The following is a 21,610-nucleotide window of genomic DNA, read 5'->3' as shown; positions in this document are numbered from 1 at the left end:
GATGGGCCGCATCATCTGCTGCGGCCTCGGGCCGGGCGATCCCGATCTGATGAGCGTGCGCGCCGATCGCGAGGTCCGCGCGGCGACGCATGTCGCTTACTTCCGCAAGAAGGATCAACGCGGCCAGGCGCGTCGCATCGTCGATGGATTGCTCGCGAAGGATGTCCGCGAATATCCGATGGGGTATCCGGTCACGACGGAAATCGCCTTCGACAGTCCAGACTATGCGCGGCTGCTCGCGGATTTCTATGATGTGTGGGCGGAGCGGCTCGCGCAACTCGCCAAGACAACCGACGTCGTCGTGTTGTGCGAGGGCGATCCCTATTTCTACGGCTCGTTCATGCATCTGCACGCGCGCCTGCAGGGCCGCGTCGCGATCGAGGTGATCGCGGGCATTCCCGGCATGGTCGGGTGCTGGAACACGGTCGGTCAGCCGATCGCGCTCGGGGACGACGTGACCACGGTGCTGATGGCGACGCTGCCGCAGGACGAACTCGAACGGCACATGCGCAATTCCGATGCGCTGGTCATCATGAAGACCGGCCGCAATCTTGCGAAAGTGCGCCGTGCGCTCATCGTCGCCGGCCGGCTCGATGAAGCCTGGCTGGTCGAGCGCGGCACCATGCCGGCGCAGCGCGTCGCGCGGCTGCGGGATGCCGGCGATGAATGTCCCTATTTCGCGATCGTGCTGGTGCATGGGCGCGGGCGACGCATCGAGTCGGACGCGTGATCGGTTCGCTCGCCATCGCGGGGCTTGGGCCGGGCGATCCGGCGCTGACGACGCCGGAGGTTTCGGCGGCGCTCGCGGAGGCGACCGACATCGTCGGCTATGCGCCCTATGTTGCGCGCGTGGCTCCGCGCGCGGGCCTCACGCTGCATCCATCCGATAACCGCGTCGAGATCGAGCGCGCGCGTGACGCGTTGCGGCTGGCGTCCGAAGGGCGGCGCGTCATCGTGGTGTCGTCGGGCGATCCCGGCGTATTCGCGATGGCGTCGGCGGTGTTCGAGGCGCTTGAGACCGCGCCGCAATGGCACGAACTCGAGATTCGCGTGTTGCCCGGCATCACCGCGATGCTGGCGGCGGCCGCGCGCATCGGCGCGCCGCTCGGCCATGATTTCTGCGCGATCAATCTTTCCGATAACCTGAAGCCGTGGCCGTTGATCGAAAAACGCCTGCGGCTTGCGGCCGAGGCCGATTTCGCGATCGCTATGTACAATCCGCGCTCGGCCAGCCGGCCGGATGGTTTCGCTCACGTGCTCGAACTTTTGCGTGACGCCGGCTGCGGCGCGCGCCTCATGATTTTCGCGCGTGCGGTCAGCACCCCTGACGAGCGCATCGACACCGTGGCGCTGCGCGATGCGAGCGCGGACATGGCCGACATGCGCACGCTCGTCATTCTGTGCAATTCGGCGACGCGCCGCGTCGGCCGCTGGGTCTATGCGCCGAGGCAGGTTCGATGACCGAGCCAGCGCAGCACCTCAGTGATGCTTTCCGTTCGCGGCCGATCCGGCAGTTGCGGCCGCGCGATCATGATGACGGGCAGGCCGAGTTCGCGGGCGGCATCGATCTTGGCGCGCGCACCGGCGCCGCCGGCGTTGCGCGCGACGATCCATTCGATATGACGCGAACGCATCGTCTCCAGTTCATCCGCGAGCATGAACGGCCCGCGCGATACGATGATGTCGGCTTGAGGAAAGGGCGGCGCGCTGTCGGGCGGATCGACGAAGCGCAAAACATAGGCGTGTTGCGGCTTCGCGCCGAAGGCCGCGATGTGCTGCCGGCCGATGGCGAGAAACACGCGCGCGGGTTCGTCGGGAAGCGCGGCGACGGCGGCGTTGAGATCAGGCACCTCGATCCAGTTGTCACCGGATTGTTTCGTCCATGGCGCGCGTTCGAGCGCGAGCAGCGGCGTCCCGGTAGTTGCGCAGGCGGCGGCGGCATTGCGACTCATCCCGGCGGCGAAAGGATGCGTCGCATCGATGACATGCGTGATGTTTTCCTGATGGATGTAGGTCGCGAGTCCGCTCGCGCCGCCGAAGCCGCCGCTGCGAACCGGCAGCGGCTGGCGCGCGGGTGCGCGGGTGCGGCCGCCATAGGAATAGATCGCCTCGCATCCGGCGCGCGCGATCGCTTCCGCGAGCAGGTTGGCGTCGTTCGTTCCGCCCAGAATGAGGGCGCGCGTCATGGCTGATCCTTGGTTGACGATCATCGGCATCGGCGAAGATGGCCTCTCCGGCCTCTCCGATGCAAGCCGAAAGGCGCTTGCGGCGGCGGAGACGGTGTTCGGCGGCGCGCGGCATCTTGCGCTGGCGAATGTTGGCGAACGCGGGCGCGCGTGGCCGATTCCGTTCGATGCAGCGGGCGTGTTGTCCTGTCGCGACCGGCCGACCGTGGTGCTGGCGTCCGGCGATCCGTTCTGGCATGGCGTCGGCTCGCGTCTCGCGGAGCAACTAAAAGGCGGCGAATGGATTGCGTATCCGGCGCCATCGACATTCTCGCTCGCCGCGGCAAGGCTGGGATGGCGGCTTGAAGCCGTCATTTGTCTCGGGCTGCACGCCGCGCCGTTCGAGCGCCTTGCGCCGCATCTCGTGCAGGGTGCGCGCGTCATCTGTCTCGTGCGGGATGGTAGCGCCATTGACGATCTAGCGCGATGGCTAACGGCGCGCGGTTTTGGTGCGTCGTCGATGTGGGTGCTTCGCGCGCTTGGCGGCCCGCGCGAAACTGTCAGCCGGCACTGTGCTGCCGGCTTGGCGATCGATGGGAATGAGGGACCTTTCGCCGTCGCGATCGAAGCCAATGGATCGAACGGCTTGCCGCGTAATTCCGGGCTCATCGATGATCTGTTCGTGCATGATGGGCAGATCACCAAGCGGCCGATCCGCGCGCTTGCGCTGTCCGCGCTGGCCCCGCGGCCGGGCGAACGCTTGTGGGATATCGGCGCGGGCTCCGGCTCCATCACTGTGGAGTGGACGCTGTGCGGCGGAACGGCGATCGCGATCGAGGCGCGCGGCGATCGTGTCGTCAACATCCGCGATAACATAGAGAGGTTCGGCCTGTCGCACAGGATCGGCGTTGTCAAAGGGGCAGCACCGGAAATCCTGTCTGGCCTTGCATCGCCCGACGCGGTTTTCATCGGCGGCGGTTTTGACGCGGCGATGTTCGACGGCGTGTGGTCGCGCATTCTAACGGGCACGCGCCTCGTCGTTCATGCGGTGACGCTGGAAACCGAGGCGCTACTTTCCGATTTGCACCAGCGGCACGGCGGCAATCTGATGCGGATCGAGATCGCGCAGGCCAACCCGCTCGGACGCTATCGTTCATGGGATGCGACGCGACCGGTCGTGCAGTGGAGCGTCGTGAAATGAAGGTCGCGGGTTTGGGATTCCGGCGCGAGGCAACGCTGGCCTCGCTGCGTGACGCGCTCATCGCGGCGGGTGACCATCACGATATTACGGCCGTCGCGACGGTCGATGATAAGGCCGGAGAAACGGCGATCGAAGTGCTTGCGCGCGAACTGAATGTGCCGGTCAAGGCCGTCACGCCTGATCGTCTTGCAGGTGTCGCGACGTTGACGCAATCTGCGGTCGTCAAGGCACGCTACGGCACGGGATCGGTCGCGGAGGCATCCGCGCTTGTAGCCGCGGGCCACAATGCGCGCCTGATCGTGACGCGGGCGGTATCGCGCGACGGCAAGGCGACTGCCGCGATCGCGGAAGGAGAGGGTGAATGACGGTGCATTTCATCGGCGCGGGGCCGGGCGCGGCAGATCTGCTGACGCTGCGCGGCCGCGATCTGATCGCGGCGTGCCCGGTGTGTCTCTATGCCGGCTCGCTGGTGCCGGAAGGCGTGCTGGCGCATTGTCCCAAGGATACGCGCATCGTCAACACCGCGCCGCTGTCGCTCGACGACATCATGGCGGAGATCGTCGCGGCGCATCACGACGACAAGGATGTCGCGCGGCTGCATTCCGGGGATCTGTCGATCTGGTCGGCGATGGGCGAGCAGTTGCGCCGCCTGCGCGCGTTGCGGATTCCGTATTCGATCACGCCCGGCGTGCCGGCGTTTTCCGCGGCCGCCGCCGCGCTCGGCACGGAGCTGACGCTACCGGGCCGTGTGCAGAGCGTGGTGCTGACGCGCACGCCGGGGCGGGCGAGCGCGATGCCGCAGGGTGAAACGCTCGCGGCTTTCGCCGCCACCGGCGCGGTGCTCGCGATCCATCTGTCGATTCATCTGCTCGACAAGGTGATCGCCGAACTCGCGCCGCATTACGGAGCGGATTGTCCGGCCGCGATCGTATGGCGCGCGAGCTGGCCGGATCAGCGCGTCATCCGCGCCACGCTCGGTACGTTAGAGGCGGCGGTCAGCGGCGAGCTTGAGCGGACGGCGCTGATCCTCGTCGGACAAACGCTGGATGCCGAGGACTTTGCCGAGAGCCGTCTCTATGCGGCCGATTACGATCGCCGTTATCGGCCGGTCGGCGTCGCGCCGCGTTTTCCGGAGACGTCGTAATGACGGCGGCCCTCATCATCTCCGCCCCCGCATCCGGCGCGGGCAAGACCACGCTGACGCTGGGGCTGGCCCGCGCCTGCCGCGATCGGGGCATGACGGTGCAATGCTTCAAGAGTGGGCCCGATTATATCGATCCGGCCTTTCACAAGGCGGCGACCGGATTGCCGTCGGTCAATCTCGATAGCTGGGCGATGAGCCGCGCGGCCATCGACGCGCTTGTGGTGCGCGCGGTGGAAGCCGATATCGCGATCGCCGAAGGTTCGATGGGCTTGTTCGACGGTGTTGCCGCGCCGGGCGTCGGCGGCATCGGCGCGACCGCCGATGTCGCGGCGATGCTGGGCTGGCCGGTCGTGCTGGTGATCGATCCGTCCGGTCAGGCGCAGACGGCGGCCGCCATTGCCATGGGGATGCGCGATTTTCGCCCCGGCGTGCGCATTGCGGGCGTTGTCCTCAACAATGTCGCCAGCGCGCGGCACGAGGGGCTTGTGCGCCATGCGATGGCCGAGGCCGACATCGCGGTGTTCGGCGCGCTGCCGCGTAATGCGGCGATCGCGGTTCCGAAACGCCATCTTGGTCTGGTGCAGGCTGAAGAGCAGGCGAAGGCCGATCATCTGATCGCGGATGCTGCGCGGTTTGTCGCCGAGCATGTCGATCTCGGTGCGGTGTTGCGCGCGGCGGTAACCGTCGTATCCTCTAAAGCGACAACATCGTCTGGCGTCGCGAAGCCGCCCGGCCAACGCATCGCGCTGGCGCGCGACGCGGCATTCTCGTTCGTCTATCCACATATGCTGGAGGCGTGGCGCGCGGCTGGCGCGGAAATCGTCACCTTCTCGCCGCTGGCTGACGAAGGCCCGGATGCCGATGCGGATGTGTGCTGGCTGCCGGGCGGCTATCCCGAACTGCATGCGGGGAGGCTCGCGGCCTGCGCGCGGTTTCGTCGTGCGTTGCAGTCATTCGCCGAAACGCGGCCGGTGCATGGCGAGTGCGGCGGCTATATGGTGCTGGGCGCGGGGCTGACCGACGGCGACGGCGTCCGCCACGAGATGGCAGGACTGTTGGGCCTCGAAACGAGCTTCGCCAAGCGTCGCATGCATCTCGGCTATCGGCTTGCGAAACTCGCCGCGCCGATACCGGGATATGACTCCGGCGCGCGCCTGCGCGGCCATGAATTCCACTATTCGACGATCGTCGCACAACCCGATATGCTGCTGGCGACGGTGCACGACGCGACCGGCGCGACCGTCGCCGAGACCGGTTCGCGCCGTCGCAACACGACCGGCACGTTCTTCCACCTTATCGCGGAAGATCGATGATGACCGGCTTCGTGTCCTTCGTCTCCGCGGGGCCCGGTGACCCCGAACTTCTGACGCTCAAGGCCGTCGATCGCCTCGGCGCGGCGGATGTCGTGCTGTTCGATGATCTGGCTTCGGGCGCGATCCTCGATCGCGCGCGTGCGGGCGCGCATCTCATCGCGGTCGGCAAGCGCGCGGGGCGTTCCTCGACACGGCAGCATCACGTCAGTCGGCTGCTTGTCGATTATGCCGCGACCGGCATGCGCGTGGTGCGGTTGAAGTCCGGCGACGCCGGCATCTTCGGCCGGCTTCAGGAGGAACTCGACGTGCTCCGTGACGCCGGCATCGGCTACGAGATCGTTCCCGGCGTCACCTCGGCCAGCGCCGCCGCCGCCAGCGCCGGCATTCCGTTGACGCGGCGGAAAGTGGCGCGCAGCGTGCAGTTCGTGACCGGCGCGGATGTCAGCGGTCAACTGCCCGCCGACCTCAACTGGAGCGCATTGATCGATCCGGCTTCGACGACGGCGGTCTATATGGGCAAGCGGACCTTTCCTGCGCTCGCCGCCGCGCTGATCGAGAAGGGGCTGGCTCCGGACACGCCCGCCGTGTTCGCGGAGGCGCTCGGACATGCCGATCAGAATCTCGTCCGCACCACTGTTGCGCAGCTGGCGAAATGGCTTACCGAGGACGCCTCCGCGCCGGCGGCCGCGGTAATCCTGTTCGGCAGGGGGTTGGGAGACGACGTCTGATGCCGCATGAGACCGATGGGCTGGCACTGTCGCTGATCGGAATCGGTAGCGGCGATCCCGAGCAACTGACGCTCGCCGCGATCCGCGCCATCAATGCCGCGGACCTTGTGCTCGTTCCGCGCAAGGGAGAGGCGAAGTCCGATCTCGCCGACCTGCGTCGCACGATCTGCGCGCAAGTGTTGACCAGCGCGAACACGCGCATCGCCGAATTCGATTTGCCGATCCGCGATGCTGCGCGCGACGACTATCTGAAAGGCGTGGGGGATTGGCACGATGCGGTGGCGGCGGCGTGGTCGCGGGCGATCGCGACGCATCTCGGGCGCGCGGGGCATGTTGCGTTGTTAGTCTGGGGCGATCCCTCGCTGTTCGATTCGAGTTTGAGGATCGCGGAGCGGCTTACACCACGGCCCGTCGTGAAAGTTGTGCCGGGCATCACCTCGATCCAGGCATTGTGCGCGACCCATACCTTGCCGTTGAACGAAATCGGCCAGCCGTTCGTCGTCACAACCGGGCGGAAGCTGCGCGAGAACGGCTGGCCGCCGGGCATTGATACCGTGGTCGTCATGCTCGATGGCGGCGCGGCCTTTCAGTCGCTTGATCCGGAAGGGCTACAGATCTGGTGGGGCGCTTATCTCGGAATGCCGGATGAGATCATCATGTCCGGCCAGCTTGCTGAGACAGGATCTGCGATTGTCGCCGCGCGGAGCGCCGCCCGCGCACGGCACGGCTGGATCATGGATACGTATATTCTCAGGCGCATATCCTTGACGACGAGTCCGGGATGATCTCGCGAATGTTCCATCCGGCGATTCCGAAGCCCTGGGAGCTGCTCGACGACCGAGGTCGATTGGCGGAAGCAAGGCTTCGAAGGTTCGCGGCTCGACTATTTCCCGAACGGTAGGCTTCCACCGCCCGGCGCGCTGCGTGGTCGACGATCGCCACGCTTTGCTGGAAACCCTCGCGCTAAAACTAGCGACGACTGGTGCACCGATTCATCCCCGCAAGACGACCGCGCAACCCCCTCAACGCAAACGCTTTCGCCAATCACCGCGCCTACAAACCTCCACGAACGTCTCGATTTCAGAACCCTTGCCGAGACCCTTGCTCGAGCGTTGCGCTTCGAGTGTGAATCCACCCGATCGTTTTCGGCGCTTGCTTGTCAGAGCTATTGTGGGATCGGTTTTGACTGAAGGCGGGCGGTCGTCGGCGCAAGGTCTCCCGATCGGCGCGGCCTAACCGCCGGTCAAGCCCATGACGGACAGATCCCCCCAATATACAGTTCGACCATCTTGGGCCGCGCACTATCGTGCTCGCGGGCAGGACTTGCGTCGCCGACCGCATCCGGGAGCTGATCCCGGACCAAGGCGCCACGCCCAAGATCGCGCCGAGGAGTAATCGAGATGGAAGCCGTGCTTCAGCAAGCGGCTTCATCGCGAACGCAATCGGATCGAGCGCTTCTTCTCCAAGCTGAAGCTTCCGCCGCGTTGCAACCATGGCAAGCTAGCCGCCAACTTCCGTGCCATGGCCCAGCTCGCCGCAATGCGCCGGTGGCTGCGGGATCATGAGTACGACCTAATATCGGTTGAAGAGGACATATCCGGAATCCCATGGGAGAGGGGAACTGGGCGGCGAATGGAAGGATTTGAACATTCGCGACGGCTTTCGTTCGTCTGCGAAACGAGTGCCTTACGGTCGGGCGCTTCTGCCGTGAGAGCCATCTCCGATCCCGCCTGCAACTTGCCGACTTCGTCTCCACCACCAACTTCTGCCGGGGGATCCACGCATTGCGAGATGATTTGCAAGGCCTGGACTTCCCGACCCGAACGCCTCTCTGTCAATCCGCCCCGGAAAATGCCGGGAGCAAACGTCTGGCCGACACTAAGCGGGCGGCATCGCCATCGAATCTCGATCACTATCGATGGGACGGCATCACACGCCATAGCATATTTTAAACGTTATAACGTGTGGAGCGCCCGACGTACAAATGCATCATCCTGGCGGATGAGGCGGCGAAATCCGAAACATGCGAAACGGCTGCTTGCACGCAACCTGCGGCGGCACCGCCAAGAGAGAGCGTGGTCGCAGGATGACCTGGCCGCCGAAGCCGGGGTGCGTCAGGCGCTGATCAGCGCGGTGGAAGTCGCCACCGCGAATCCGACGTTGGAAACGCTGGACAAGATCGCGGTTGCCCTCGGGATCGAGGTCGCGGACCTGCTGGCAGGGCCGAACGCGAGGGCGCGCTGGCCGATTCGCCTGAGGCGAAAATCGACCCGTTCGACGCGGGGCGGCCCGGCGAGGCGCCGATCCTTGCGCCCGAGTCCTTGACGCGGGACGGACCGAGGCGGCGCCCCGCAGCTGCCTACCGGTCGAGGATTCAGGGCGCGCCCGCGCTTGATTCCTTTCAAGGATTCGGTCCGATGCTCCAACGCCTCCGCCACGGGCGCAACGCGCCGCGCGGGGATAGCGACGGGCCGCTCCAATGGCGCGGAGGAATCCACAACTTGAGCGCGAGCCCCCACGATGCTCTCGGACTTCGAACGGCATCCGACGTCACCGATCCCGATCGATCAATTACGCGTGATTTGGGTGGCTTGACTCGGCCAAGGTCAAGTTTCGCCATCCGGTGGGACCCTAATCGGAGTCCGAGCCGTTGTCCGGACCGCCCTTCCGGCAATCTCTGCCGCGAGGGCGCGTGGATAAAATGTGGCGGACGTTGTCCCTCACCATCTGCCGCGCGAATCCTCGCACTTCGGCGAGGACCATCGTGGTCATAGCTGCCGCGGCACGGGTCAGTCCGCTGCCGTCTCGGGGAGCGATGTGGTCCCGGCCGCCGGAATCCCGCGCCGTCAGTGCAGGACGGTCCCATTGTCCCGCGTCTTGCGCGCCATGCCGCAGGCGACGGCGTCGACCACGCCCCCATATGCTTTCCTTCGAGCGCCAGTCTGGACGATGCTTCCGGTCTACGACGGCGACCGGGGCTGACGGGGAGGGCGCGCTGCGAGTTCATAATAGGTCCGGTCGTTGTGGCCCTGCTCCCAGACGCACCACGACACCTCCATCGTCGGACGGCCGATCGACAGGAAATCCGGCCGCCAGGTCAGCGCGATGATCCGCGACGGCGGATGTTCCTCGAACAGCGCCGAGCGGTTCTTGGCGTGCCAGAACGACGATTTCAGCAGCAGCGCCATCTTGCGCGGCTTCATCTCGATCAGGTGCCGGATGATCGGCGCGGCGATGTTGAACGGCGGATTGGTCACGATGTCCTCGGCCAACAATTCCTTCGCCTTGAGGATGTCGTGCGCGGCACCGTGGCCGATGCCGTAGCCGCGGTCGTGCAGGTCGGTGCCGATCACCTTGATGCCGCGCGCCTCCATGACTTTCGCCAGCGATCCGTCGCCGCAGCACGGCTCCCACACCGTGTCGCCGAACGCGACGCGATCCAACAGCACCTGCGTGCATTCCGGCGGCGTCGGGTACCAGTCCCCGTGCTGCCTCGGACGCTCGTCGCCTTTGCCCTTCTTGCCGCCGGCCATCGCGGCCCCGATCCCGGACGTCACAGGCCGTCTCCGTCGTCGTCTTCCTCGTCGTCGATCAGCGCGCCGAGGAAGTTGGTGGTGACGTCGCCGCCGCCGATGTCCTCGTCCTCTTCGTCCTCGAAGTCGGGCATCGTCGCCAGCGTCGCGTCGTCGGCCTTCTTGATGGCGTTGCGCTCGACGGGCTGCCTCTCCTCGAAATCCGGGATCGCATCGCCGCCGATCGCTTCCTCGATGGCGTCGTCGACCGCGTCGCGGCTCTTCGGCTCGGTCGCGGCGTCGAAGTCGAGCGCGGCCAGCGTGCGCATGACGGAATCGTTCGAGGAGATGCGGTCGGCCATGTCGAACAGCTCGTTGCCGTCGACCTGCACGCCGTGCCTGACGTCCTTGCGGAAGCGGTTCTTGCGCAGCGGGGCGCGGGCGGGCGGTGGGGGCTTCGTCGGCTCGGCGGCGCGGCCGCCCGCGGCCGGATGGTCGTCGAACGCGTCCAGGCCGTCGTCGAAGGAATCGAGCCCGGCGAAACCCTTCGGCTCCGGTCGTTCCGGCCGGCGGCCGCGCGACATCGGAATCTCGTCCTCGTCCTCGTCGAACTCGGCCAGCGCGCGCTGGCGGCTGCCGACGACGTCGTGGACCTCCTTGGCGTAGGCGTCGCTCATCGACTTCGAGTCCATCAGCACCTTGGCGAAGGCGGCGACGGAGGCCTCGACCGGGTTGTTGGTGCGGCGCTTCGAGGTCTCGATCTCGCGCATCACGCGGGCGAGCGTCGTGGCCTCGTCGGCGCCGGAGAGGTTCGCGGCCGCGTTGGCGGCGTCGGCCTTCATTTGCGCGGCGAAGTCGCGGTCGAGGAAGCGGGCGAACAGTTCCGGAATCCGGCGGTGGCTCTCGATCTCCTCGGCGTCGGGCTTGACCACGGTGATGAAGTGGTTGGGGCGCAGGACGAGGGCGTTCTTGCGCAGGCTCTCCTGCGGCGCCGAGTAGAAGGTCTTGGCCCGCACCAGCCAGTCCTTGTGCAGGACGTGCATCTCGCCCTCGTCCTGCGCCTTGAGGTCGAGCGGGTTGATGCGGTCGGTCGACTGGACCTGCGCGTCCATCTTGTCGCGGTAGCTGGTGGAGAGTTCGCCGACCTCGCCCTCGTACGACGCCAGTTGCGCGCGCAGCGCCTTGCCGCCGGCCTCGACGGCGAGCTTGGCCGTCTCCGGATCCTCGGTGCGCATGATGATCTTGGTGTTGGTGTTGCCCTGGACCGAGCCGAACACCTTGTCGTTGAAGCGCTTCATCGCGTGCAGGTCCTGGCCCGCGAACACCAGCGAGAACCCGAGCGAGCGCGCCTGCGCGCTCATCAGGTCCATGCCGTCGACCATGTAGTAGCCGACCTCGTCGAAGCTGCCGCAACTGGGCTCAAGGTTAGCCACCGGTCGAACCGCTGAAGCGGAGCTTTGCCCCGCGGCGCTAGCGGCCCGGCCGCCGCTGGAACCGCTCGAGTCGGCAGCCGCGTCGCATGCTGCCGAGACAGGACAGGCGGCGCCGAGACGCCGCCTGTCCACTTGCCCGTCTCAAACTGAAGGGCGTCCGCTATGCCCGCACGAGCTTCGACGTCGGCGCCGTAGCCGGACTCGGCACGTGCGGAAGCACCGCATCGAAGGACGACCAATCAAACGGGCCTGCGCCGGTTTGCATGGTGCCGCGGATAACCTCGGCCCGCTCTTCGGTGCCCATGTAGTACTTGTGATAATACTTCCTTGCAGTGCTGACACTGTCATGGATGGCCAGCGCCATGGCATGCTCGTCCTTCGTCCTCTTCCATGTCGCAGCGGCAACGATATGACGCATCGCCTGGGACCCAAACGGCCGTACGCCGCGCCAACCCGTGCCTCGGCCGCGGTTTTCGGCGATGAACTCCCGCGTGAAGTTGCGAAACACGCCGGAGAAGACCGCCGGTGCCACATGCCCCCCTTTTTGACGGGCCACATAAAAAGCTGAGCTATCCGCGCCTCCGAGAATTTGCTTCCGGGCGAACGTCGCGTAGAGCGCGAGGTCATCGTAGAAGCCCCACATGTCCTCCAGGCGTTGGAGATAGTTGCCGTTCACCACGAGGCCCCTGAACGCTTGGCTTCTTTCGTTCTTGAAAAGATCGGCGGGTATTCTTAACCACCACCATCCTCCTTCTTGAAACACCATTCCCGTTCCGTCGTCGAAGATGGTCAGGCCGCAAAACGTCTTGCGCCGGAGCGGGCATTGGGCGAGCAATTTGACTGCAACCGACTCGCGGATTGCTGTGCACCGGTGAAACGATCCGAACTTCATTGCACGCAATCGTTCCCGCAAGTCCCAGACCGCTGTCTCGATCACCAGCAAGGGTTCTGCAAGTCGCAGGATCGGTTCGATGCGGCGGGTACCGTCGGCCAAGGTCGTTTCTTTCTGCAGCAACGTTCGCTGGTAGCGATACTCGGCCGTGGTTTCGTCCAGCAGTGTGCTCCAATTGCGAGCTGCGTTTTCGATTTCGATCGAAGTCAGCACGGGGCGGATGTGGTCGCGCCTCCCTTTCTTGACAGCGTGGTGGTCCACGACACGCGGACGTTCAATCGGCTTGAGCTTCGAGAGCAGATCTCTCCGGCCACGAAGCCAGCCAATCCCGCTCTCGGGCTCATCACGCTCCCGGCCAGTCAAATCCAGCTCGCGCGGGCGCCGCGTGAGGGTTGCCGCGAAGGTATACCATTCGCACACGGCATGAGCCCACCGCCGCTCCAAGCCGACATCCCGCTTGCGATCGATCAAGAAGTTGTCGTATTCCCGGAGCACTTGGTCGAACCCCAAATAGGCTATCGACAAGTTTTCGTTAGCCACCCCCATGCGGCAGTGGAGCCAGCCCAGGAACAAGCGCATCCGTCTATGGTAGATGGCTCGGGTATCGGGATCCCAACCTCTATCGCGTGATTTCACGTCATCTCGAACGAACACGTGGGTCCGGACCTCAGCGAGATCGTCGAACTCTTGCTGCACATGATCCGGAAGCGCTTTGAGCCCGTATTGCATGGCGGGAGAGCGAAGCTTTGCGCGCTTGAAGTCGGGGGTATCTTGAGCGTCCCGGAAGATACGGAGCCTGTCTTTCATCAGCCTGTTCCGCTGTTCATTGCTGAGTTTGCTGATGTTGAGTTCGGGAGCTATCAACCGTCTGAATTGCTTCTGATGGTCGAAGGACATCCTTTGCACGACATCAGGCAAATGATGCTTCTTGACGTTTGACGATCCGCTGCAATTGGAGCGGTGTGCCTCCGTCAGATAGCCATCGGGGCAGCCGATAGTTTGTTCGATTTTGGGAATTTCGCCGAAGAGGCTGCGCGTTGGCGCCTTTCTGCCCGCCCCCCAATTGGTCACGGTCTGCTGTTTGACGGTGGTGAACTTGGCTACAGCGGAGAGCGAGAAACCCGCCAAGGCCGATTCCAGCTTGAGCCGACCATGGAACGTTTGCAACGCCAGTTCGCCTGTCGCGGCGCGCAGCAGGATCTCCCTGATCTCGGTGAGCAATGTTTCGGCGTCATGGCCGATCGCCTGCTGAAGCGCGGCGGAGATCGCCTTGATGCTATCGTCGTGCATACCCTTGCCGTTCCGAGCGATTTGGCGGAGGACGCGGTCCGCCATTCGGCATTTCGGTCGGTGGTCCACTAGGTTCGCTTCGCATTCCGCCTGAATGACCGCCACCGCGATGCTAATGGCCTCCTCCATCGTATAGGTCGCACGGACCCTGGGCTTGATCCGCACGCGTATTCCAAGATCTTTTGCAGCATCTTTGATCAGTTTGCGGCATTCGGAGTTCTTCCGGTCGATCGTCCAGACTCCGACGCCCGCTTCTTCGGCTACCCGGCGGTATGAAATCTCGAAGGGCCGGGAGGGCGCCGCGGGAAGGCCTCGGCCGTCATTCCGAAGAGCGGCCAGATACGCTTCTATCGTCGCGACATTCTCCGAATGCGCTTCCGTTTTGTCGCCACCCTGAGGCCATACCGGTTTGGACATTTGAACCTCGTTTATCGATTGCTATGAACGCGATGGCCTTTGTTGGGGATGTAGTTTTGGGCAGTTGCTCAAGCGCTTGCGGCGCCGCCCTGACGTGAGCGGTGTAATATCGGCGTGCCGCCTAGGACTCTGAAAGCCTAAGACGCCAGCGGCCGACGGAAGGCTTCGTAGGCGCGCCGCGAGCCCCTCGGCGATCTAGAGAGCGTCGTGTTTTGATGATGCAGCGACAGCCCACGCCTTCGCCAACGACGATAGCCCTCGGGCCGAAGCGCCTGCGGTTGCGGCGGCTTACTACGTAAACCGTACAGTGACCGCCCGCGCGACAGCGAAATGCTGCGGTCTTCGCCGGACTCGCGCTCTGTTGCAGCGAAGCTCGCGGCAGGTCGTTGAAGATCGGAGCCGCTTGATCGCTGGTCCATTCTTCCAACTCCATTTCTACCAAAAGTTCGGCGACCGATAATGCGCGGTTCTTCGATCCTGACAATCCCTCGAAAATCCCGCCGGCGCTGCACCGACACTCCAATCGATGCTCGAGCGAGGGAGCTAAAATCAATTCGAAGTTGCATCTGGGCTTTGCGTCCGTCGCACGACCCTCCGTCGTTCGCCTGAGCCGTCTGCATCCCAGAATGATCGAACAACGCAACCAAGCGCCGCATCCGTCGCGAAGGCGACAGGGCGATGTCAAGGATTCGGAACATCTTCCCAAAAGATTCGCTCTCGGATGACGGCCGAGCTCGCGCCGGTGGTTCTTCGAGCCGCTTGCGCCATCGCGAATCCTTCCCTGCGATGCCGAGCGACCGGCCCGGACGACATAGCTTGCGACATGGCGACCGCTGGCTCGCGTGCATTGTGATCGTCACGATGCACTCCTTTCGGTCGGTAGATGTCCCGCCCGAGCGTATGGATTATTCTAGAGGTCCGTCGTGAAGGCGAGCCAGCCGAATTCGCAAGGTGGTCGTCGAGGTCGAGGGCGCGGATGTTCCTGCTGGGGAATGGTCACGCTCTTTGAACACGCCCAATAACCGCCCTGATCACCAACCGCATTCAAGAGCAATCGCTAAGAGGTGCGCAAACCGTTGTCCGCGGCGAACCCGGGGGCAATGCGGAGCAGCCGGCTTTCGCCGGCTCTCCCCTAGCCGGACCACGCCCTGCCTCGCCGGGCCACACCCCGCCACGCACCTAGTCGAGGCATTCGACGCGGAAACGACCGAACTTTGGCCGCCAATCGCCGATGCCGCGCGCGAACCCGCTTTCCGCGAAGATGTCAGCGATCAACGGGGGACTCAGCAAGCTTGGCAAATAAAACGCCTTGAAATCAATATTCCATGCATCGAACCGCGGCCGCGTTCGCATCATTCGGGCGGTGCCGACACGGACCGGGACGCGCAGACGAAAGCGCTCCTGCTTCCATAACTCGTCGATATCCTGTGGCCCATCATAGAACAGCCGGGCCGGCCCATCGACCTCGATGCCGGCGGCCGCCTGTCTTCCTCGCCGCTGCATTCGCGCGCCCGAGATGAAGGTTGCCTCGATCGCTTCAGCCGGAATGCATGGCACGCCTTGGTCGAGCCAAAGCCCACCGAACCATTCAATTCGCGCGATCTCGCGGTGGTCAGACGTGGTTTTCAATCGCTTTCCGGTAATCTTCGCGAGCTCGCGCGAGATCGGATCCAACGGGTCGCACAAGCGGCCCGCATGCATGAGCAGCGGACGAACGCCGATCAAGCGCAAGGAAACGAATTCGGTGTTCATCGCTCCTCCCATGTTTGTCAGCAAGATTCCGGACCGGATCGACGAGCGGGCGAATCACATCCGCTCGCCGCGGGACCCGTGCGGCGTATCGCCGCTCGCGCAACAACGCGGTCACACCGAGATGGCAGTCGGCGCACAGGGTGGTCAGGTCGCTCGGAATTTCGCAACCGAGTCTTTCATAGGTGCGATGGTGAACCTGTAGCTCCACGTCGTTTCCGCTTGCATTGCAGATGCGACAGCGGCGTCCAGACGCACTCAGTTCAACGAGCCGTGCCGGATTGGCGCGCCAGGCCGTGCTCGCGATGTATTTGGCGTAATTCATTCTCGTTCGATCGGTTCGAAAATAGCCATCTCCGCAGATTTCAGACGTGAAATCGCTGGCCTCGTTGCGCGGGTGAATATTCGCGCCGCCCGATGTTGCGTCGATGACCCGGTCGCTCCAACATCATGCATATCTGCGATGATCCGCCGGAACAGCCGCCGAATACTCTGGTGTCGCGCGTCATTGTGGGCGATGAGTTGACGAATTCGGTTGGGCGTCTCCTTCAACGAATTTGCATTGTCCCCAATCTCCACCCAATGCTCGCTGATTTCGGCGAGGGGCGAGGGCGCCAGTTGTGGGGGATTCGACCGTATGCCGGAAGACCCTGCACAATCGGCTGCATTTTCGGCGGTTACTTTAAACATGTATTGAACATTCATGGAGTGCGATCAGGGTGGCAGTACGGAGAAAATCCGGATCGCCACGTTTCCGGATCGGCTTACATTGTCATCCCGCTTTGCACATTCGAGGCTGGCGCGACTTCTCGCCATTCCCGACGCCTCGCACGGGATGCTTCAGGAGTTCGTTGATGGCGGCGCTGTCCAGGTAACCAGTTGCCTCCAAGTGCCGCGCTACGGACTCGACGGTACGCCGGTTCGCCGCGATGATCTTATGAGCCCGCGCGAGGCAATTATCGAGGCGCTTCGTAATCAACGCGACAATTGAGGGATTGTGCATCAATCGGTCGATCGTCTGGTCGGGAAAATGCGCGACTCCAATCGCTCCAAATCCAAGCCGAAGTTCGAGGTCGATAGCCGCGCGCGTCGCGCGAGCAAAATCGCTATTCTCCCCGATACCGGCCCCCGCCGTTGCCTCGGAAACGCCAAGCAGAATTTGCTCGGCGGCACGGCCGCCCAACAGTGCCGTTATGCAATTTTCGATCCCGGATTGAGTTAATGAGTTATCCCACGAGAGCTCGCCGAGTGTCTGTCCACCGCGATCAAGAATCGTCATGGATTTCGGTTTGAATACGGCTAGAGCGACGCCGACAACAAGATGCCCGGCCTCATGGACGGATACCGTTCGACGAAGCTTTTTGGGCAGTCCCTCGCCACCGAACCTAACTTCGTGAAACACGTCATCGAGCAAGAGATCGCGTTCGGCACGGCGAGCGCGGGCCTTTGCGCGTCGGATCCATGCTTCGACGTCCGCGCCCGTCTTGCCCGTCGCTGCGAGCGCGACCGGCATCAGGTCCGTGTTAGGTAAAAGGTCCGGGCCGAGGTGAAAGCGGAAGATCGCCGCCAGCGTCTCGGCGTCGGGCAATTCGATTTCGATCGTACGATCGAGGCGCCCCGCGCGGCGTACCGCAGCATCGATGCGGTCAGGGTGATTGGTCGCTCCGATCACCACGACGCCGGGGCGATCTTCGATACCCGCCAGCAACTCCAAGAGTGAATTGACGATCTGGGTCCAATATTCCCTGTATTCGGACGTTAATTTGGCGCGATCCGAGATGCCATCGAGTTCGTCAATGAAAAGAATGCAGGGGGCAATCTGACGGGCTCTGGAAAACGAATCTCTGATCGCGGCAAGAGTACCCGAGAGGTAGTTCGCTGCGTTCCAGTCAGCGACCGAAGTAGCCACCAGCGGCACGTTTGCGGATTTCGCGAGCGCTCGCGCATACTGGGTCTTGCCGACGCCCGGCGGCCCGACAAGGAGCAGTCCCTTTTCGATGGAATTCCAGTCGAGTCGGCCGGCCCGATACTCACGCAGGTCGACAACAAGATTAAGTCCCCATTCCCGTGCTTCACCGTAGCCCGCAAGGTGTTCAAGAAGGGGACCATCGTGATCGAAGAGGCCTTTTGTTGAGACGATCTTTTCAAGCATCCTGAAACACTCGTCCGGACTGCGATCTGCACGGACCGAGAGAGCGAGATCCGAGACGTCAATGGCGCGGATCAATTGGTCGTCTAGCCTCGAAATCGGCGGCTTGCCGGTCACAGCTTCGATCACGAGAGCTATAGTGGAAGCGTCGAGTTGACCAAGGGAAAGGTTGTATTCGGACGCGCGAAGCAGGTCGCGCGGCAGGTGCCGGCGCGGATCCGGGGCTATCCCGAAGATCGGAGCTTGTGCGTGCAACGCTGCGGCAATCTTTGCGTTTCCTCTTTCAGGCCGGTGCTCGTTCGACGCGCCGTCGCGCGCCAGGAGCAATACCGGGCGGGTACAACGGTCCGGGTTGAACAGTCTCTCCTCAAGCACGTCGGCTCCGCTACCGAACGCGCAGGTCTGTATAACCTGCTGCGCGAGGGAAACAACGTCGGCTCGGTGGGTGGCAAGCGAAACGACCGGCGAGCCTCGCCGCAGGTCGCGGGTCAGTCCGCTAACCGTCTCGATTGCGCGGGCCACAAGGATCGCTACCGCCGCAAGATCCGCCCGGAGTGATTTTCGTCCAACGAACTCGGGCGCGGTCGCCAGGTCGCCGATCAACTGCTCTATGGGGTCGTCCGGATCGCCGCTTCGCAGAAGTTGGCCGCTGTTCGCCCCAACTTCTGTTGCTAATATGTCGATGTAGGCCCGCCCGAGGAGGTCGCGCGGGGATGATCGATGTTGGTTCATTCTGGTACTCCTTGAAGAACAGGTTCGCGCGTAGCGCGATCTGCCCCGGAGCGAGGCATCGATTGGGATACGCTTCACCCGCAGGTCTGTCGTTCTCTGTAAGGAAAGTTTTTCGCGGTCAGCCCGGCATGTTCCGACCATGCTGGACCGATTACAGGCTTGCAGCGCATGGGCGATGATCCCATGAACCTATCTCGTTACGACGATGGTGTTGATGGCTAACTTGCACGTACAACGGTACGTGGACCCAATGGCATCTCTCGGAGATCGAGTTCGACGAGCATTTCGCATGCGAGCGCAGAGACTGCGCCGATAAGATCACAGGTCGGACGGACGCGTTCTTCGAGTTCGAGGATCGATTGCGGGCCGTCTTCGGCAAGCGCTGCCGCGATCTTCAGTCTATTGTGTACGGATACAACAAAGCGCTGATTGTCCCATACAGCTCGCGCATTCGAGAAGAGCGGTTCGCGATGAATGTCGTCGGCATCTCGTTCAAGCAAGCGAAGTCCATTTGATATAAGCACGTCGGCCAGTCGGATATGTTCCTCCTCGGTCCTGCGTGGCCGCGACTCGCAGGCTACGAGTAGAAAGTCGCCATCCATTCTTTGTAAAACGACGCCTCTTACCGTGGGCGGCGAACCATACAGGTTCGGAGTCGTCCGATAGTGAATCGCGCAAACCGAAGGGTCAAGGCTCGCTTGGAGGAGCGCGTCACGTTGCAGAACGTTGTTGACGGGAATTGCCACTTTGCACTTCGGGCCTGAGAAGACGGTCGAGGTTGTTTTGCGAATGGATGGATTGACGTACATGATGCGATGTCCTGATCAGATTGCTGGATGGCTTTGCTGCGATCGGGACGATGATGATCGATGAACATGCGGGGCTCCTCGTCTGGTTCGGCTCGGATATTGCCTACGCGTTTAACGCCGACATGAACGATCCGCAGGGCTATGCAGAAGTATGCACGCGATGATCGCTCGTCGTGAGCGCTTCGGAAGCATCGAATGCCACGCGAAAGTTATAAGGTGCGGGGTGAGCCCCGGTATCCGGAGCTGTGCCGGATGCGGCGACTGCGAAAGTCGGCGGGGTTTCGGGCCGATCTCGCGGAGGGCGTCTGCGGCTCTATACGTTATAGCGTGTCATATTATTGCGTCAAAGATATGGCAGGCTTCAATCGTCAGTCTGGGGGTGTCGAGCGGCAAGAGGTCGAACGCAGGGATCTGTCCAGGGCGCAATAAATGCTGTCAGTCGCGACGTCGACGGACCTGTGCCTGATTGCTGCTCCCATCGAGCAGGCATGGAAGGCTGACCTGCAGTGCAATTGCGATCCTCAAAAGCGAGTCCATGGTCACATTGGCTTCGCCACGCTCGATTTCGCTGATGAGAGCTTGCCGAAGTCCGGCCTGCTCGGCCAGACCGCGTTGGCTCATTCGGGATGAATGACGCAGCTCTCTGACTCTGCGAGCCAGCGCATTGCGCAGTTCGGATTGGGTTGTGAGAAAGGATTCAGATACTCGCACGTCTGCTCCGGGAATCCTTGGGCTCTCCCCACATCTTGGACGGGGTGCTCATTCTGCCATCCTTCGAGTCATTTCGCCACGTGCCGGCACCAAGGATTCGGCACAGGATTGCTCGCCGAGCGCCTGCCTTCAGAAAGAATGGCTGCGGCGGCTGAGGACTTTCTTGGGCAGAGGAGATGGGAGCCAAGTGCTCCCCCATCAGCAAAGGCTTGAAGAAGTGGTGGCTACTGCTCGGAACGAAAATTCGGATAGGCAGAGGTTTTTGTTTTGTGCAGAGGGCAGTCCTAGTCTGTTCTAGAGGGAACGAAACATGAAAAGGTCAAGGTGACGGCCCAGCGTGGCGTCAGAATCGTGACGGTGATGGCGATCAGACGGCGGGTTATCTTTAGTTCCGGATCACGCGTGGGATGGCGACCCGGATTTGCCACTGCTGTGGTTCCTTCGCTCAAGGAAATGTCTGAAAATGAAGGCCCGATTGCCTCCTTCGCTCCGGAAGGAATCCTCGATCTCTTAACCGAACCGTTTACGGATGAAGCCGCCAAATGGCGACATCGGTGTCGGACCGGAGAGCCATTCCCGGATTTGATTGTTCATCTGGGCCACTATTAATTGGGGACGCGTAGAGCTTTAAATAGAAACCCGCCGTTTCCGGCGGGTTTCGTTTACACGTGTCCATCATCAGCCGAGCTGCGCATCCACATACTGACGAACGACATAAAGGTCAGCGACATTACCGGATGTCATGCGATCGAGCGCCGAACGACCGCCGAAAATCCCGGCAGTGTTGGACTTCCGAATCCACTGGTCGGCCGTCTTTGGAAGAAGAATATGCAATCCCTTGTAGATGCCGAGAACGTAGGAAATACGTTCCAAGGCATCCTTGGAGATTGCGGCGACGGCGCCGCGCCTCCAGGACTGAAACGTAGATCGGCTCTCAAGCCCAAGCAGGCGCATCTGCTCCTGCTCCTGGAGATTCCAAGCCTCGGCGATCCGGAAAAATGTTCGCAGGGCGGGACCGGTCAAATCCTTTCGATTCAGTGCCCTGGCCGTTGATGTCTTGGGCATTGTCCATCTCTTCATAAGATCGAAATGTGCGTAGTCTGCGCAAAAATCAATCTATCGCTAGAAAACGAACATTATAGACTCGATCTTGAACTCTCCCGCCATGATCTCTGCTCTAATCGAAAACCCGCCGTTTCCGGCGGGTTTCGTTATCGTATGAGGGTGCGGCTGTTCTTTGGAGTGATTTGAGGCGCACTTTGGCCGAATCTGGCCATCCTATGTGAACATCCACACTCTATCTATCTATCGAGGCAGATGAATAGGATCAAATTGAATGGCTATTGAACCGTAGATATTCCACTT

The 21,610-nt window shown here is 62.7% G+C and carries 19 protein-coding genes and 1 pseudogene; 10 read left to right on the top strand and 10 right to left on the bottom strand.

Annotated elements, in window-relative coordinates; translation table 11 throughout:
- Position 1: 1 nt before the first annotated feature.
- Together cobI and cobJ are read left to right on the top strand one after the other, a co-directional pair.
- A complete protein-coding gene (gene cobI, locus Q0L57_RS15330) occupies positions 2-730 on the top strand; it encodes a precorrin-2 C(20)-methyltransferase (protein ID WP_296743945.1) in 729 nt (242 codons plus the stop codon).
- Complete coding sequence (gene cobJ, locus Q0L57_RS15325; RefSeq protein WP_296743944.1) at positions 727-1,461, top strand: precorrin-3B C(17)-methyltransferase; 735 nt, start codon at positions 727-729, stop codon at positions 1,459-1,461. Before cobI ends, cobJ begins: the two co-directional genes overlap by 4 nt.
- Here the strand turns inward: cobJ and Q0L57_RS15320 are convergent.
- On the bottom strand, positions 1,437-2,186 hold the full coding sequence (locus tag Q0L57_RS15320; protein WP_296743960.1) for a cobalt-precorrin-6A reductase: 750 nt from the start codon (positions 2,184-2,186) through the stop codon (positions 1,437-1,439). The genes cobJ and Q0L57_RS15320 overlap by 25 nt on opposite strands.
- Here Q0L57_RS15320 and cbiE point away from each other — a divergent pair.
- The 8 genes and pseudogenes from cbiE (at position 2,185) to Q0L57_RS34265 (ending at position 8,876) form a co-directional block, all read left to right on the top strand.
- Positions 2,185-3,366: a precorrin-6y C5,15-methyltransferase (decarboxylating) subunit CbiE gene (gene cbiE, locus Q0L57_RS15315; protein WP_296743942.1), complete on the top strand. Its 1,182-nt coding sequence runs from the start codon at positions 2,185-2,187 to the stop codon at positions 3,364-3,366. The two genes, Q0L57_RS15320 and cbiE, sit on opposite strands and share 2 nt — an antisense overlap.
- A complete protein-coding gene (locus Q0L57_RS15310) occupies positions 3,363-3,731 on the top strand; it encodes a cobalamin biosynthesis protein (RefSeq protein WP_296743941.1) in 369 nt (122 codons plus the stop codon). Before cbiE ends, Q0L57_RS15310 begins: the two co-directional genes overlap by 4 nt.
- Positions 3,728-4,510, top strand: coding sequence for a precorrin-4 C(11)-methyltransferase (gene cobM, locus Q0L57_RS15305; RefSeq protein WP_296743939.1), 783 nt, complete (start codon positions 3,728-3,730; stop codon positions 4,508-4,510). Before Q0L57_RS15310 ends, cobM begins: the two co-directional genes overlap by 4 nt.
- Positions 4,510-5,823 (top strand): cobyrinate a,c-diamide synthase, encoded by a 1,314-nt coding sequence (locus Q0L57_RS15300; protein ID WP_296743938.1) that lies wholly within the window; start codon positions 4,510-4,512, stop codon positions 5,821-5,823. The genes cobM and Q0L57_RS15300 overlap by 1 nt, the downstream gene beginning before the upstream one ends.
- Positions 5,823-6,551: a uroporphyrinogen-III C-methyltransferase gene (gene cobA, locus Q0L57_RS15295; RefSeq protein WP_296743958.1), complete on the top strand. Its 729-nt coding sequence runs from the start codon at positions 5,823-5,825 to the stop codon at positions 6,549-6,551. The genes Q0L57_RS15300 and cobA overlap by 1 nt, the downstream gene beginning before the upstream one ends.
- Complete coding sequence (gene cobF, locus Q0L57_RS15290; RefSeq protein ID WP_296743936.1) at positions 6,551-7,336, top strand: precorrin-6A synthase (deacetylating); 786 nt, start codon at positions 6,551-6,553, stop codon at positions 7,334-7,336. Before cobA ends, cobF begins: the two co-directional genes overlap by 1 nt.
- Before the next feature lie 432 nt (positions 7,337-7,768).
- Positions 7,769-8,117, top strand: a pseudogene (locus Q0L57_RS15285) (transposase); the annotation flags it as partial.
- Positions 8,091-8,876 carry a helix-turn-helix transcriptional regulator gene (locus Q0L57_RS34265; protein WP_366940919.1) on the top strand — a complete coding sequence of 262 codons (786 nt, stop codon included), beginning with the start codon at positions 8,091-8,093 and terminating at the stop codon, positions 8,874-8,876. The pseudogene Q0L57_RS15285 and the gene Q0L57_RS34265, both read left to right, overlap by 27 nt.
- A gap of 635 nt (positions 8,877-9,511) precedes the next feature.
- Here Q0L57_RS34265 and Q0L57_RS15275 read toward each other — a convergent pair.
- From Q0L57_RS15275 to Q0L57_RS15235, 9 genes are all read right to left on the bottom strand, one after another.
- Entirely contained in the window at positions 9,512-10,084 is a 573-nt protein-coding gene (locus Q0L57_RS15275; protein WP_296743933.1) for a hypothetical protein, read from the bottom strand.
- A 20-nt stretch (positions 10,085-10,104) separates the two neighbouring features.
- Entirely contained in the window at positions 10,105-11,496 is a 1,392-nt protein-coding gene (locus Q0L57_RS15270) for a TraM recognition domain-containing protein (protein ID WP_296743931.1), read from the bottom strand.
- Positions 11,497-11,656: 160 nt separating this feature from the next.
- Complete coding sequence (locus Q0L57_RS15265; RefSeq protein WP_296743930.1) at positions 11,657-14,095, bottom strand: hypothetical protein; 2,439 nt, start codon at positions 14,093-14,095, stop codon at positions 11,657-11,659.
- A 1,179-nt stretch (positions 14,096-15,274) separates the two neighbouring features.
- The gene (locus Q0L57_RS15260; RefSeq protein ID WP_296743928.1) at positions 15,275-15,847 is read right to left on the bottom strand and encodes a hypothetical protein; all 573 of its coding nucleotides are present in this window, start codon (positions 15,845-15,847) and stop codon (positions 15,275-15,277) included.
- Positions 15,848-16,165: 318 nt separating this feature from the next.
- Positions 16,166-16,549 carry a hypothetical protein gene (locus Q0L57_RS15255; RefSeq protein WP_296743927.1) on the bottom strand — a complete coding sequence of 128 codons (384 nt, stop codon included), beginning with the start codon at positions 16,547-16,549 and terminating at the stop codon, positions 16,166-16,168.
- Positions 16,550-16,616: 67 nt separating this feature from the next.
- Complete coding sequence (locus Q0L57_RS15250; protein WP_296743925.1) at positions 16,617-18,725, bottom strand: AAA family ATPase; 2,109 nt, start codon at positions 18,723-18,725, stop codon at positions 16,617-16,619.
- A gap of 218 nt (positions 18,726-18,943) precedes the next feature.
- Positions 18,944-19,534 carry a hypothetical protein gene (locus tag Q0L57_RS15245; protein ID WP_296743923.1) on the bottom strand — a complete coding sequence of 197 codons (591 nt, stop codon included), beginning with the start codon at positions 19,532-19,534 and terminating at the stop codon, positions 18,944-18,946.
- 435 nt (positions 19,535-19,969) lie between these two features.
- The gene (locus tag Q0L57_RS15240; protein ID WP_296743956.1) at positions 19,970-20,155 is read right to left on the bottom strand and encodes a helix-turn-helix transcriptional regulator; all 186 of its coding nucleotides are present in this window, start codon (positions 20,153-20,155) and stop codon (positions 19,970-19,972) included.
- Between the two features lie 768 nt (positions 20,156-20,923).
- Entirely contained in the window at positions 20,924-21,310 is a 387-nt protein-coding gene (locus tag Q0L57_RS15235; RefSeq protein ID WP_296743922.1) for an antitoxin Xre-like helix-turn-helix domain-containing protein, read from the bottom strand.
- Positions 21,311-21,610 lie beyond the last annotated feature (300 nt).

Origin of the sequence: Mesorhizobium sp. (assembly GCF_024509055.1) — a bacterium.
Lineage (GTDB): Bacteria > Pseudomonadota > Alphaproteobacteria > Rhizobiales > Rhizobiaceae > Mesorhizobium.
Note: the sequence above shows the minus strand (reverse complement) of the source record. Positions and strands in the feature narration are given on the sequence as shown.